This is a genomic window from Vulcanococcus sp. (genome assembly GCF_044369115.1).
Lineage (GTDB): Bacteria > Cyanobacteriota > Cyanobacteriia > PCC-6307 > Cyanobiaceae > Vulcanococcus.
Genome location: NZ_JBIPMN010000062.1, coordinates 1 through 12,782, shown reverse-complemented (window position 1 = coordinate 12,782; position 12,782 = coordinate 1). Strand labels below are relative to the sequence as shown.

Here is a 12,782-nt window from a genome sequence, read left to right as displayed (position 1 = left end):
CGGTCGCAGCGGACTCTGCACAAAGGCATAGAGCAGGCCATCCTTGCTGTTGAAGGCCATGCCTTCGAAGCCTCGGTTAGCCCAGCGATCGCCGTAAATCTCAGGCAGAGTCGCCTGGGTGAAGGAGCTGTCATCACCGCGACCAGGGTTGTACGTAATCTCGTCAAAAACACTGCCTTCAGGGATGTACCGCTTCACCAGTTTTCCGCTGGCGGCATCAAACAGAGCAATCTGAGGGAAATATTCATCCGAAACGGCAAACATTGGCTTGCCGCCGTTGATACCGTTGACCGTGATCCAGTTGACCGACTCTGTATCTATCCCAAAGGCATCCCTGGGAACTTCCGAGTAAACGTTGTATTGCCCTGCATTTCCCTGGATGCCGTTGCCGGCAGTTACTAGCTGGAAGGCTTTGTCGTGATTGGTCAGCGCGCCGATGCCGGTGGCGTTGCGGAAGCCCCCTGCACCGTCGGGCACTTTGAGAGTGATCGCTTCCAGCTGTTCGAATCCGCTTCCGGTCTGCGCCAGCTTGTAGATGGTGATCGGATAGTCCGGATCGTCGAAGATCTTTTGGCCCTTATTGGCGTCGTTGGGATTATCGTTTGCTCGTTGACCGATGTTTGCGGCCTGAGGGCCGCGGTCGGTAATTACATAGAAGATCTCTCTGCCGTCCTGTATGCCGGCAAAGAACGCGCCTGAGAGTCCACCTGCTGTTACCTCGCCGGCGTCAATGCTTCCGTCTTTGTCAAAGTCGGGACGAATGTTTCCGTTGCCGCCATCGGGGTAGGTGATGGTGAAGTCGAGGTTGGCGACCTCTGGCGTGCCGCGACTCCAATCCTTGATACCAAGGCCCCAGACCTTGGTCAGCTGACCGGTGCTCAGATTGATCTCAGCAACAGCGTTGTTCTCCTGCAGAGTCACCCAAGCTGTGTTGCCGAGCACGGCAATCGCTTCTGGTTCGATGTCCTGTGCCACAGTGGAGCCTTGACTGCCGCCGCTAATGCGGATGCCTTGCAAGTTCAGCTTCTCGGCTTGAGTATTAAACGCTTCAAAGTTGACGGTCTGGACTGTAAAGCCAGAGACGTTAGTGGTGCTTGCAGTGAAATTCGCTGTATTGATAATCGAAATTGTGCCTGCAGCGTCTGTCGTGGTGGAGTCGATGACTTCACCTTCGTTGGCAACAACGAGCTTCTTCCCGTCACCGCTGAAGCTCAGCGAGTCAGGCAGTGCTCCCACTGTGACCTTGCCAAGAGCTGATAGTGTTGATGACGAGCCTGTTCCAGTCAGTCTATAGAACTCAATATGACCGTTCGCAGCTTTGGAGTCGTTTGCGTCCGCAACAGCAACGGCAACAAGGCTTCCGGCGACATCAACGCTTTGTGCCTGTCCGTCAAGGATCAGGCTTGTAATCACTGACGGATTGGCTGGGTCTTTGTAGTTAACCAGCACAAGGTTGTTGTCCCCTGTGATCACTAGGGCAACGGCGTGCTCTTTCGCATAGGAAGAGATCTCAGCGCCGCCTAGGTCGATGCTCGAAAGCAAGTTGATTGTCACGGGGAAAGCCGTTAACAGTTAATCCCAATCTGGCCCTCAACCCTTTAAGCCCACCTGTCGCAGCCTACGTCTGGCTGTAGCGTGAACTACGTTGGGGTTAAGAGACGGCACTCAAGCTTATCTAGAGATTAATGCCGCGTTGGCTGAGGCTTGTTCGTTGCTTATGGGTGATTGTTTTTCTCTTCGTTGTGATTGCTTTTGCTCAGCAGGGCCTGAAATTCCTCCTCGTTCAGCACCGTCACCCTCAGGCTCTCGGCCTTGCTGAGCTTGCTGCCGGCCTCCTCGCCGGCCACCACGTAGCTCGTTTTCTTGCTCACCGAGCCGCTCACCTTCCCGCCCGCGGCTTCGATTAGCGCCTTGGCTTCGCTGCGGCTGAGGGAGGGCAGCGTGCCGGTGAGCACAAACGTTTGCCCGCTCAGGGAGCTGTTGGCTGAGCCCCGCTCGGCTGCCGCCGCAAGTTCCTCCTCGCTGCTGGCCAGGGAGAAGCCCAGGCGCTCGAGCTCACTCAGCAGCGCCTGGTTGGCCGGTGTGGAGAACCATTGCTGCAGGCTTTGGGCGATCTCGCCGCCAATGCCATACACGGCTGTGATCAGTTCCGGGGTTTCGGTGGCGGCTGTGGCCAGCTCTGCGGCGCTTGGGAAGGCCGAGGCCAGGGCTTTGGCGTTGACTTCACCCACATGGTGGATGCCGAGGCCGTAGAGCTGGCGGTGCCAGGGCTGGCTCTTGGAGGCGTCCAGGGCGGCCACGAGGTTGTCGGCGCTTTTGCTGCCCATCCGCTCCAGGCTGGCCAGCAGCGCCCCATCGAGCCGGTAGAGATCAGCGATCGAGCCCACCAGGCCGCGATCCACCAGCTGCTCGATCAGCTTGCTGCCGAGCCCATCCACATCCAGGGCCCCCTTGCTCACCCAGTGGCGCAGAGCGCCGCGCAGGATCGCCGGGCAGCTGCTGTTCACGCAGCGGGTGGCTGATTCTCCTTCTTCGCGCACCAGCTCCGAGCTGCACTCCGGGCAGGTGTGGGGCAGCTCGAGCCGGTGGGCCCCAGCTGGGCGCAGCTCTGCCAGCACCCGCACCACTTCCGGGATGATCTCGCCGGCTTTGCGCACCACGATCGTGTCGCCGGCGTGGAGGTCGAGCTCTGCCAGGCGATCGGCGTTGTGCAGGGTGGCGCGGCTCACGCTGGTGCCGGCCAGGGGCACCGGTTCGAACTCGGCTACAGGGGTCACCACACCCGTGCGGCCCACCTGGCAGGCCAGCCGCAGCAGCTTGCTAGGGGCCTCTTCAGCCGGGTATTTGAGGGCGATCGCCCAGCGCGGCGCCTTCTGGGTGAAGCCGGCCGCATCCTGCAGCTGCAGATCATTGAGCTTCACCACCACGCCGTCGGTGGCGTAATCCAGCTGGCGGCGCCCTGAATCCCAGCGCTCGAAGAAGGCCTCCACAGCGGCGAGATCCGGCAGCAGTTCGGCGTTGGGATTCACCTTGAAACCGGCGGCCTTCAGCCACAGCAGCGACTCCCATTGACTTGATGGCAACGGTGCATCGGTGCCGGAGGCGTGCCAGCTCGGCGGCAGATGCAGGGTGTAAGCGAAGAAATCCAGACGGCGCGCCGCCACCACCTTGGGATCGAGCTGGCGCAGGGTGCCGGCGCAGGCGTTGCGGGGGTTGGCGAACAGGGCTTCCCCCCGAGCCTCCCGTTCCGCATTGATGGCAGCGAAGGTGCCATCGGGGATGAAGGCCTCACCGCGCACCTCCAGCCATTCCGGTGGGCTCTCGAGCTGCAGCCGCAGGGGCACGGATCCGATGGTGCGCACGTTGGCGGTGATCTCTTCGCCCTGTTCGCCGTCGCCGCGGGTGGCGGCTCGCACCAGCACGCCGTGCTCGTAGCTGAGCGCCAGGGCGTTGCCGTCGATCTTCAGCTCACCCACCATCGGCAAGGCTGGGATGGGCCTCCCCTCGGCCGGCTCGCGGTCAAGCACCTTGAGGAGCCGCCCGTACCAGGCATCCAGTTCCTCGGTGTTGAAGGCGTTATCGAGGCTGAGCAGGCCGATGCGATGGCGCACGCTCTGGAAGCCCTGGGCCGGTGCCCCGCCCACGCGCTGGGTGGGGCTGTCTGGCGTAATCAGCTCAGGATGCGCTGCTTCGAGTTCGAGCAGCTCGCGGTAAAGCCGGTCGTAAACAGGATCCTCCATGTCCGGAGCATCCAGCACGTAATACGCATGCGCGGCGCGGTTGAGCAGTTGCCGCAGTTCACTGGCGCGATGGTCGACTGCGGTGCTGCTCACGGGTGGCGCTCGATCAGGCCGCGGCTTTCTGGATGCGGTCCACCTTCCAGTCCTCCTCCACTTTCACGAAGGTGAAGTCGAGGGGCAGCTCATCGTTGTTTTCGGCCTTGAGCTTCACCGTGAGGGTGATCTGGTCTTCCTGGATGCGAGGCCGGCCCGACTTGAGGTTGCGGTATTTGTTCAGCTGCAGCCCAGCCAGGAAGCGAATGAACTGCTGTCGGTTCACGTGGGAGCGGTAGTTCTTGGTGGTGAGCAAGTAGGCCGCATCCACCCGGCCCGAGGCCACCTGGGTGAAGAACTGCTTGATCACCGGATTGATCCCGCGCGCGTTCAACACCAACTTCACGGCGTTGATCGTCCAATAGAGGAGCAGCGTGCCGGCGCCGGCTAGCAGGGCTTTGGTGCCAATCGACTGCACCAGTTGTCCGTCCATGGGCGCGCGGGGAGGAGTGGGGGTGATTCTGCAGGACCAGCCAGACTGTTGCGGCTGCAGTCAGCCCTGAGCGTGCCCCTTGTTCCGCTGCTGCCGCTGTTTCATCGGCTGAACCGCGAACATTTCGAAGGATCGCTGGCCAGCCCTGATGGCCAGGCGCTGGTGAACGTGCGCTGGAGCGATGGCCGGATGCGCCGCAGCGCGGGGTTGTATCGCTTCGGGCATGACCGCCAGGGCCGCTCCATCAGCGAGATCGTGTTGTCGCGGCCGCTGTTGGAGCCCTTGCCCCTGGAGGCCACCCTCAGCACCCTCTGCCACGAAATGATCCACGCCTGGGTGCATCGCGTGGTGCGGGCTGATGAGGTGCATGGCCCCCACTTCCGGGCTCGGATGGCGGCGATCAACGCTGCGCAACAGACGTTTGAGGTGAGCGTGCGCCATCGTTTTCCAGTGCCCAGCGAACCGGCCCGTTGGCTGGCGTCATGCCCCAGCTGTGGATTGACCTCGCCCTATCGGCGCCGGAGGCCTGGAGTGGCCTGCCGCTTGTGCTGTGAGCGTTTCCACGGCGGGCGCTGGCATGCCAGCTGCCAGCTGGTGTTCACGCCAACGGCCGCCTAGGTTGCCGCGATGGGCACCGCGTTGTGGGCACTGCAGTGGAGCGGGGTGAGCATCGCCTTGGTTGGGCTGGCGCGGGAGCGTTGGCTGCGCGGTCGTCGGCTGCAGCGCTGATCGCCCCTGGCGGCGCCTTTAGCCTGGCGTGATGGTGGATGCCTACAACGACTGGCGTGATGAGCGCCCCGATGACCGCCCCGAGCGCCGTGGCGTTCGCCGCGGAGAGCCCCGCAATGAACCGCGCCTGGAGCAGCGCCTCGATCAGTGGGTGTCGGCAGGCCGGCAGCTGGTGGATGGCGTCTCCGGTGCGCGACCCGGCTCACGGCCCGGTGGCCGCGCCGGTGGCCTGAAACTCGACCACCTCGGCCGTTGGGTGGAAGACAAGCTCGATTGGCTTCTGGAAGACGAAGAGGGCTGGCGTGAGTCCTGGGAGCAGCCCCAGCCCCGGCAGCAACCCCAGCCTCAATCACGCCCGTCGCGGCGAGAACCGCTGCAGGCGATCTCCCGCCGGCAGCTTGCCCGCCCGTCCGCTGTGGTTGACGCGGAGGGCTGGCCGGATGACGACAGCTTCAGCGTCAGTCGCTGGCAGCGACGCGATGCGGGTGTTGGGGCCCCTTTGGAAGAGCCCATGGAGCCCGCACCGCGTATTCAGAGCGGCCGTGCTGTGCCGCGCTCCTCGCGTCGCCGTTCCGACTGACGGTGGTGGCGGGCGTGGCCGCGCGCGGCCACTTGAAAGCTGCAACCGATGTGGCGCAGCTCGGCGTTGACCGGCTCAACCAGCTCACCGGGCAGGTCTTCTGCCATGTCGGCAGCGCTGGTGCTGATCGAGGGTGATCCTTCGGTGAGGGCGCTGAGCAGCTCAGCCCACTGCTGCACCAGGGTGGTGTGTTGGATGGGCTCCAGCCCCGCCCGTTGAAACACGGCCTGGCAGTGGCTGCGATGCCACTGGGTGGGGCCATGGGCATGGGGCTGATGGCCACGGATGGCGCAGCCGCTGCGCAAGGCATGGCGGCTGGGTTGGCCGTTGGCATCGCGCAGGCCCGCTTCGCTGAGCAGGCGTCCGCAATGCACCGCTGAGATGCCGTAAATGCGGCCGAGGTCGGTGAGGGACAGCCATTGGGGCTCGCTCGCCGCCGATGGCGGGGGCTGGCTGCCGCGGATCAGATGAAGCATGGGCCTTTGAGAAGTGAACCCATGCTGGGCTCAGCACATACCCGCGCAACCTGTCAAGTTGGTTTTGTAGCCACTCGTAGCCTTTGTTGGGAAACGTTATGAAGGTGTGTGTTGCGCGGGCCCGAGCCAGCGTTCGAGTTCTGGGGAGAACACCTCGCGGATCACGGTGAGTTCGCGGCCGCCGCGGAAGAAGCGGTAATGGCGGCTCCAGTAGGGCCCTGGATGGCCGAATCCCGCCACTAGCGCCGGGGCCTCCACAAGCGCCAGGCCATCCACTTCGCGATAGAGCTCGGCCCGTTTGGCGGTGAGGCTCCGCCAGATCGGTTGGTTGCGCTCCTGCAGGTGGCGCTCGGCTTCGGTCTGGTTCCACCAGCTCTCTGCCCAGGCCAGGGTTTGGCTGCCGCAGCGCAACCACACCTGGCGGCGTAGCAAGGGCAGCTCCAGTTCGCTCACTTCTGTTGGAGCCTCATTGCCGGGGTCGGCGTCAGCTTCCATGGCAATCACCTCCACATCCACCGCCACGCCGGTCAGCGACTGCAGGTGCCGGGTGGGGCTGCCGTCCCCTAGCAGCAACAGCCGCCAGGGCCCACTCAGCACGCTTGGATCCCCGGTGCGCTCGCCGCAGAGCCCAGCTGCCACGGCCTCAGGGGCTGCCTGCCACAACGGAACCGGTGAGGGCCAGAGCTCAGAAGGGGGCATCGGCGCAGGGTTGAGGACCTGCAGGCCCCCTAGAAACCACTGCTGATGCTGACGCGGCGGCTGGTTCCACCGCGTTCGATCACGGCGCTGTCGCCGCTGGTGGACACCAACTTCCAGCCGCTGCCGCCGATCATGTCGCCCACCAGCGCATTGGTGGAACTGCCGCCCAGTTGGAAGATCGCGGAGCCCGGTTTGCCCGGGATCTGCACCACCCCCAGGAGTTCGGGGCCTGCCCCTCCGGAGCTGGCCGGAGCCGGTGCACTGGCGGTGGCTGCCGGTGCCGGAGCCTGCAGGGTGCCGGTGAGGGGCACCTGCAGGGGAGCCACCGCCGTGGGCGATCCCCCCTCGAGCCGGCCCAGGTCTTCGATCCAGGGTTCGTTCGGCGGTGGCGGCGGTAGCCTGTCGCCCGCGGGGGTGGGCGAAGCGCCCTCTGTGAGGGTGGGTGCGCTTTCCAGGTTGCGGATGCCTTCGAGCAGGCGCAGATTGCGCTCCTGGCGCAGGTCGTTGCGGGCTTCACTCCAGCCATGCCAAAGGCCAAGCCCGCCCAGCAGGCCCATGCAGGCCAACCCCGCTCCGGCCAGCTGCCAGGGCTTCAGCTGCTGGAGCCAGTGGCTCTCGCGCACCTCCACCTCGATCGGCTCGTGTTCTGCCGCGCTGATCTGCTGTGGAGCTGGTGCGCTCTGGTGGGCGGGGAGCGGCGCCGCGCTGCTGCGGCCGGCGTTCTCAAACACCCGATCCATCACCTGCTCCGCCTTGAGCTCCCAGTAGGCCCTTGAGGTGTTGGCGGGACGGGACGCGCTCAAGGCTTCGGTGAAATCTGTTCAGCCTGTACGGAATTGCCGCGGCGGGCTGGCGCCTCTGGTGTTGAGCCGCACCTTATCGATCCTGGGCACTGTTGACGAGCTTCTGGCGGCGAGCCTCTAGCTCCAGCCACAGCATCAGAGCGGTCACATCCGCCGGACTCACCCCCGGCACCCGGGACGCCTGCCCCAGGTTCAGGGGCTGCACCGCTTCGAGCTTCTCGCGCGCCTCGCGCGAGAGGGTGGCGATGGAGCTGTAGTTGATCCCAGCGGGAATGGCCTTGTGCTCCTGCTTTTTCACTTGATCGATCTGCTGTTGCTGGCGGGCCAGGTAGCCGCTGTATTTGATGTCGATCTCGGCGCCCTCGCGCACGTCGCCGGGCAGGCCGGCATCTGCCAGGCCATGGCGCACCAGATCGGCGCTGTGGAAACCCGGACGGCGCAGGAGGTCCGCCAGGGTGATCGAGCCCTTGATCGCCGCGCCGGTTTGCTCCACCACGGCTGCGGCGACTGGATCGCTCACCTTGAGCCGCACCGTCTCCAGGCGCTGGGTTTCGTTGGCGATGGCCTCTTGTTTGCGGGTGTAGATCTCCCAGCGGCGATCGTCGATCAGGCCGAGTTCGCGGCCCAGGGGTGTGAGGCGCCGGTCGGCGTTGTCACCCCGCAGCACCAGCCGGTATTCACTGCGGCTGGTGAGCACCCGGTAGGGCTCGCGCAGATCCTTGGTGATCAGGTCGTCGATCATCGTGCCGATGTAGCTGCCTTCCCGCGGGAAGTGCACCGGCTCCTGGCTGCGCAGCTGGCGCACAGCGTTGAGGCCCGCCACTAGGCCCTGGGCCGCGGCTTCCTCGTAGCCGGTGGTGCCATTAAGCTGGCCAGCGGAATAGAGCCCCTGCACCCGTTTGGTTTCCAGGGACGGCTTGAGCTGGGTGGCTGGTAGGTAGTCGTAGTCGACGGCATAAGCGGGCCGCAGCATCACGCACTGCTCCAGGCCGGGAAGGGTGCGCAGTAGCTCCAGTTGCAGCCGCTCCGGCAGGCCGGTGGAGAAACCCTGCACGTAGATCTCGGGGGTGTCGCGCCCTTCCGGTTCCAGGAAGATCTGGTGACTGTCCTTATCGGCAAAGCGCACGATCTTGTCTTCGATCGAGGGGCAGTAGCGCGGGCCTTTGCTGTCGATGAAGCCGCCATAGATCGGCGTGAGGTGCAGGTTGTCGCGGATCAGTTGATGCGTGGCTGCCGTGGTGCGGGTGATGTGGCAGCTCATCGGCTCGCCGCTCACCCAGCTGGCTGGATCAAAGGAGAAATAGCGCCCGTGCGCGTCGCTGGGCTGCTCCTCCAGTTGATCGAGAGCGATGCTGCGCCGATCCACCCGGGCGGGGGTGCCGGTTTTGAGGCGGCCCATCTGGAAGCCGAGCGCTTCAAGCGCCTCGGTGAGGCCTTCGGCGGCCTGTTCACCGGCGCGCCCTGCGCTCATTGATTGATTGCCCACCCAGATCTGGCCTCCCAGAAAGGTGCCAGCGGTGAGGATCACGGCGCCCGCGCTGTAGGTGCTGCCGAAGTAGGTGCTCACCCCGGCAATGCGGGCGTTCTCGCCGGGTGTTCCGGTCACCTCGAGGCCGGTCACCATCGCCTCGCGCAGAGCGAGGTTGGGGGTGTGCTGCAGCAGCTGCAGCATCTGGCGTGCGTACTGGCGTTTATCGGTCTGGGCGCGCAGGGCCCAGACCGCCGGGCCGCGGCTGGCGTTGAGGATGCGCTTCTGCAGGGCTGTGGCATCCGCCAGGCGTCCGATCACGCCGCCGAGGGCATCCACCTCATGCACCAGCTGGCTCTTGGCCGGGCCGCCCACGGCCGGGTTGCAGGGCTGCCAGGCGATGCGATCGAGATTGAGCGAAAAGAGTGCGGTGGAGCAGCCCAGCCGGGCCGCGGTGATCGCCGCTTCACAGCCCGCATGGCCGCCGCCCACAACGATCACGTCGAAGTGCTCGGTAGGCGGGGTGCTGAAGACCATCAGCCAATTCTCTATGGCCGTGATGCTCGCTCGATGCTTGCTGCTGTGAGCAGGTCGCTGAGGCCGATCACCGCAGCCACCCCTAGCCGCACGCGGCGCAGCTCACGCGTCCGCACAGGGCGGCTGAACGCTGCAGTTGGCCATTGCCCGGATCCGGTGCGATCACCGGCGTGGGCAAGCGCTGCTTCCCATCGGTGTCTGAGGTCAGTGGCACCACGAGCACGGTCTCCGCTGTTGCGTTTCGTCCTCTGGCTGAGCTGGAGATCACCACGCATGGGCGCAGCTTTCCGTCGCCACCCTCTCGCTCAGCCCGGCGGATCAGCACGCTGCCTGGCTCAAAAACTTCCGAGATCTCAGACATCGCTGAGCTGATCCCAGTAGCTCAGATCCGCTTCGCTCACCAGTGCTTCGCCTTCGGCCAGTTCCTGGTCGATGCGCTGCTGCAGTTGTTCGTTGAGCAGCCGCTGCTGCAGTTCCCGCAGGCCCTCGTTCACGGCCTCGCCCAAGGGAATGTGCGCTTCCTCCCGGAACCAGCGCACGAGTTCAGGCTCCACACGCACAGGCACGCTCTGCTTGGCCACGGCACAACAAGGCGCACCGCCGGTGGCATAACGAAACGCTTTGTGCTGGTGGCAATGCCAGCTCGATCGCTCTCAGCCGAGCTGGATACGCTGAAAGGGTTCGCGCCGGAAGCGCCTGTACACCTCGAAGTCGCTGTCGAGGGTAAGGATTTCTGCGATTTGTAGCCGTTCAGACAGGCAGACCAAGGTGAGATCAGCGAAGTCGCCTGGTAGATCCGCGTAGCGCTCGTTGAGATCGGCCACCCGTGAGTAATCCGCTGGCTCGAGGGGAGCGGCTTCAATGCTGCCGGTGCTCACGGCTCTGAGCAGATGGTTCTGGGCTGCGAGCGCTCTGGAATCACCGGGATCGCCGAGTAGCCAAAGCACCTCTGCCACGCAGATTGGAGAGGTGATGAGTTGTGCTGGCGTCCGATCGAAGAACGCAAGTACGGCTGCGTGCAGAGGCTCTCTGCGCTGGTAGTAGCTCAGCAGAATGCCGGAATCAACAAGGATCCTTCTCACGTTTGGCGGCCCTCGGCGCGCAGCGCCAGACGGTCGGCCAGTAGCTGGCGGCGCCTCGAGCGCTCGGAGCTCCCCGCAGGAAGGGTGTCCAGGAAGTGGTCGGGATGCCCCCCCAGCTTTTCGGTGATGGTGGGCTGCTTCTGTTGCTGCTGCCAGCGTTCACGGATTAGCTCACGCACCAGTGAGCTTTTGTCCTGGTCGCTGCCGGCCAAGAGTTCATCGAGGCAGTGCTCTGTTTCGGGATCGAGCCGCACAGTGAGGGCCATAGCCGCCAGCCTCGTGTAATACGTTCAATTTAGCTGTATTACGATTGGTCTGCTGAGGGCTCACGCCGCCAGATTGCGGAACCGGGTGAACTGCGGCTCGAACAGCAGCTTCACCGTTCCGACCGGGCCGTTGCGGTGCTTGGTCACGATGATTTCGGTGATGCCGCGATCGGGCGTGTCGGGGTTGTAGTACTCGTCGCGGTAGATCATCAGCACCAAGTCGGCGTCCTGCTCGATCGAGCCCGATTCCCGCAGGTCGGAGAGCATCGGGCGCTTGTTGGTGCGCGCCTCAACGCCCCGGCTGAGCTGGGAGAGGGCGATCACGGGCACGTTGAGCTCGCGGGCCATCTGCTTGAGGCCCCGGGTGATGCGGGAGAGCTCCTGCACGCGGTTGTCGGAGCCGCCGCCCTCCATCAGCTGCAGGTAGTCGATCACCACCACCCCCAGCTCCTTGCCGGATTCGGCCATCAGCCGCCGGCAGAGCGAGCGCATCTCCAGCACGCCCGCATTGGGTTTGTCGTCGATGTAGATCGGCATCTGGCCAAGGGTGCTGATGCCCTGGCCGAGCAGCGGCCATTCCTCCGGCTGCAGCCGGCCGGTGCGCAGGCGACCGCTTTCGATCCCCACCTCCATCGCCAGCAGGCGATAGGTGAGCTGCTCCTTGCTCATCTCCAGGGAGAACACGCACACCGGCAGCTTGTGCAGCTGGGCCACGTTCTTGGCCAGGTTGAGCGTGATCGCCGTTTTGCCCATGGCGGGGCGGCCGGCAATGATGATCAGATCGCTGCGCTGCAGCCCCTGGGTCATGGCGTCCAGGTCGTAGAAGTTCACCGGGATGCCGGCCACCGCGGTGCCCAGCGAGCGGCTCTCGATCTCGTTGAAGGTGGCGGTGAGGATCTCGGCGGTGGGGGTGAGGCCGGTGCTGGGTTTCTCCTGGCTGATGGCAAAGATCTTCTGCTCGGCCTCATCGAGCACCTGCTCCATCGGCTTGCTCTGATCAAAGCCCAGCTGGATCACTTCATTGCCGGAGCGGATCAGCTGGCGGCGCAGGAACTTGTCCATCACCAGGCGCGCCACCTGGTCGATCGAGGCGGTGGAGAGGGTGCGCTCCACCAGGTCCACGAGCCGGCCGCTGCCGCCCACCTTCTCGAGGGCGCCGGTGTCCGCCAGCCAGGCGGTCATCGCCGTGAGGTCGGTGGGTTTGCCCTGGCCGTGCAGCATCAGGGCGGTGCGATAGATCTCGCGGTGGGCCGTGAGATAAAAAGCCTCCGGCTGCAGTACATCGGCCACGCGGCCGATGGCGTCGGGGTCGAGCAGGATGCCGCCGAGCACCGCTTCCTCGGCCTCAAGGTTTTGCGGCGGCACGCCATCGGGCATCGCCTCGAAGCTGGCCTCATCGCGGGGCCGGCCTCGGGAGCCCGGCCGGCGGCCCTGACCCTCCTCGGGCTCGAGGTTGCTGAGAGGAACGCTCACCATGGCGGAGGGGAGGCCGAAGTGGGGTGGTGGGGAACAAAAAACCGCCAGACCCTGCGGGGCCTGGCGGCGAAGGGGATCGTCATTGTCCCGTGAGCTTCACGGGATGCAACGCCTGGTTGGTGCGTGCAGATCAGTGGCTCACCACTTCCAGGTTGATCTCAGCGGTTACTTCGCTGTGCAGCTTCACCTGCACCTTGTAGGTGCCGGTGCGGTGGATTTCGGGAACGGTGATGTCGCGGCGATCCACTTCTTTCTTGGTGGCGGCTTCGATGGCCTCGGCCACGTCGCCGTTGGTCACGGTGCCGAACAGCACGTCGTCGCCACCGGTTTGCTTCTTCACGGTGAAGCGGCCGATGGTGTCGAGGGCGGTGCGGAAGGCCACGGCCTCAGCCTTGAGGGC

15 protein-coding genes are annotated in these 12,782 nt (G+C 64.8%); 2 read left to right on the top strand and 13 right to left on the bottom strand.

All coding sequences use genetic code 11. The features are described 5' to 3' along the window. The 3 genes from ACIQ2E_RS06505 to ACIQ2E_RS06495 form a co-directional block, all read right to left on the bottom strand. Positions 1–1,554, bottom strand: a 1,554-nt coding sequence (locus ACIQ2E_RS06505; protein ID WP_398327857.1) for a choice-of-anchor I domain-containing protein, incomplete at its 3' end; no start/stop codon positions are given. 161 nt (positions 1,555–1,715) lie between these two features. Further along, positions 1,716–3,833: an NAD-dependent DNA ligase LigA gene (ligA, locus tag ACIQ2E_RS06500; RefSeq protein WP_398327854.1), complete on the bottom strand. Its 2,118-nt coding sequence runs from the start codon at positions 3,831–3,833 to the stop codon at positions 1,716–1,718. Between the two features lie 13 nt (positions 3,834–3,846). Further along, the gene (locus ACIQ2E_RS06495; protein ID WP_010305659.1) at positions 3,847–4,266 is read right to left on the bottom strand and encodes a membrane protein; all 420 of its coding nucleotides are present in this window, start codon (positions 4,264–4,266) and stop codon (positions 3,847–3,849) included. A gap of 72 nt (positions 4,267–4,338) precedes the next feature. Between ACIQ2E_RS06495 and ACIQ2E_RS06490 the strand changes: the two genes are divergently transcribed. Together ACIQ2E_RS06490 and ACIQ2E_RS06485 are read left to right on the top strand one after the other, a co-directional pair. Next, positions 4,339–4,884 (top strand): SprT family zinc-dependent metalloprotease, encoded by a 546-nt coding sequence (locus ACIQ2E_RS06490; protein WP_398327851.1) that lies wholly within the window; start codon positions 4,339–4,341, stop codon positions 4,882–4,884. A 142-nt stretch (positions 4,885–5,026) separates the two neighbouring features. Next, the gene (locus ACIQ2E_RS06485) at positions 5,027–5,575 is read left to right on the top strand and encodes an RNA helicase (protein ID WP_398327849.1); all 549 of its coding nucleotides are present in this window, start codon (positions 5,027–5,029) and stop codon (positions 5,573–5,575) included. Here ACIQ2E_RS06485 and ACIQ2E_RS06480 read toward each other — a convergent pair. The 10 genes from ACIQ2E_RS06480 to rplI form a co-directional block, all read right to left on the bottom strand. Next, a complete protein-coding gene (locus ACIQ2E_RS06480; protein ID WP_398327846.1) occupies positions 5,527–6,051 on the bottom strand; it encodes a hypothetical protein in 525 nt (174 codons plus the stop codon). The genes ACIQ2E_RS06485 and ACIQ2E_RS06480 overlap by 49 nt on opposite strands. A gap of 96 nt (positions 6,052–6,147) precedes the next feature. Further along, complete coding sequence (locus ACIQ2E_RS06475; protein ID WP_398327844.1) at positions 6,148–6,750, bottom strand: chorismate lyase; 603 nt, start codon at positions 6,748–6,750, stop codon at positions 6,148–6,150. A gap of 29 nt (positions 6,751–6,779) precedes the next feature. Beyond that, complete coding sequence (locus ACIQ2E_RS06470) at positions 6,780–7,553, bottom strand: hypothetical protein (protein ID WP_398327841.1); 774 nt, start codon at positions 7,551–7,553, stop codon at positions 6,780–6,782. A gap of 73 nt (positions 7,554–7,626) precedes the next feature. Beyond that, the gene (gene mnmG / locus ACIQ2E_RS06465; protein WP_398327838.1) at positions 7,627–9,558 is read right to left on the bottom strand and encodes a tRNA uridine-5-carboxymethylaminomethyl(34) synthesis enzyme MnmG; all 1,932 of its coding nucleotides are present in this window, start codon (positions 9,556–9,558) and stop codon (positions 7,627–7,629) included. A gap of 82 nt (positions 9,559–9,640) precedes the next feature. Then, complete coding sequence (locus ACIQ2E_RS06460; protein ID WP_398327835.1) at positions 9,641–9,919, bottom strand: type II toxin-antitoxin system PemK/MazF family toxin; 279 nt, start codon at positions 9,917–9,919, stop codon at positions 9,641–9,643. Beyond that, positions 9,912–10,139 carry a hypothetical protein gene (locus ACIQ2E_RS06455; protein WP_398327832.1) on the bottom strand — a complete coding sequence of 76 codons (228 nt, stop codon included), beginning with the start codon at positions 10,137–10,139 and terminating at the stop codon, positions 9,912–9,914. Before ACIQ2E_RS06455 ends, ACIQ2E_RS06460 begins: the two co-directional genes overlap by 8 nt. Before the next feature lie 72 nt (positions 10,140–10,211). Further along, positions 10,212–10,640, bottom strand: coding sequence for a type II toxin-antitoxin system VapC family toxin (locus ACIQ2E_RS06450; RefSeq protein ID WP_398327829.1), 429 nt, complete (start codon positions 10,638–10,640; stop codon positions 10,212–10,214). After that, positions 10,637–10,906 (bottom strand): hypothetical protein, encoded by a 270-nt coding sequence (locus ACIQ2E_RS06445; RefSeq protein WP_398327826.1) that lies wholly within the window; start codon positions 10,904–10,906, stop codon positions 10,637–10,639. Before ACIQ2E_RS06445 ends, ACIQ2E_RS06450 begins: the two co-directional genes overlap by 4 nt. 60 nt (positions 10,907–10,966) lie before the next feature. Further along, complete coding sequence (gene dnaB / locus ACIQ2E_RS06440) at positions 10,967–12,382, bottom strand: replicative DNA helicase (RefSeq protein ID WP_398327823.1); 1,416 nt, start codon at positions 12,380–12,382, stop codon at positions 10,967–10,969. Positions 12,383–12,512: 130 nt separating this feature from the next. Continuing rightward, a partial coding sequence (gene rplI, locus ACIQ2E_RS06435; RefSeq protein WP_398327820.1) for a 50S ribosomal protein L9 occupies positions 12,513–12,782 on the bottom strand: 270 nt, incomplete at its 5' end.

Coding starts and splice junctions, on each gene's coding strand:
- ACIQ2E_RS06460 (WP_398327835.1), bottom strand. CDS start 9,919: ATGTCTGAGATCTCGGAAGTTTTTGAGCCAGGCAGCGTGCTGATCCGC.
- mnmG (WP_398327838.1), bottom strand. CDS start 9,558: ATGGTCTTCAGCACCCCGCCTACCGAGCACTTCGACGTGATCGTTGTG.
- ACIQ2E_RS06495 (WP_010305659.1), bottom strand. CDS start 4,266: ATGGACGGACAACTGGTGCAGTCGATTGGCACCAAAGCCCTGCTAGCC.
- dnaB (WP_398327823.1), bottom strand. CDS start 12,382: ATGGTGAGCGTTCCTCTCAGCAACCTCGAGCCCGAGGAGGGTCAGGGC.
- ACIQ2E_RS06475 (WP_398327844.1), bottom strand. CDS start 6,750: ATGCCCCCTTCTGAGCTCTGGCCCTCACCGGTTCCGTTGTGGCAGGCA.
- ACIQ2E_RS06485 (WP_398327849.1), top strand. CDS start 5,027: ATGGTGGATGCCTACAACGACTGGCGTGATGAGCGCCCCGATGACCGC.
- ACIQ2E_RS06480 (WP_398327846.1), bottom strand. CDS start 6,051: ATGCTTCATCTGATCCGCGGCAGCCAGCCCCCGCCATCGGCGGCGAGC.
- ACIQ2E_RS06445 (WP_398327826.1), bottom strand. CDS start 10,906: ATGGCCCTCACTGTGCGGCTCGATCCCGAAACAGAGCACTGCCTCGAT.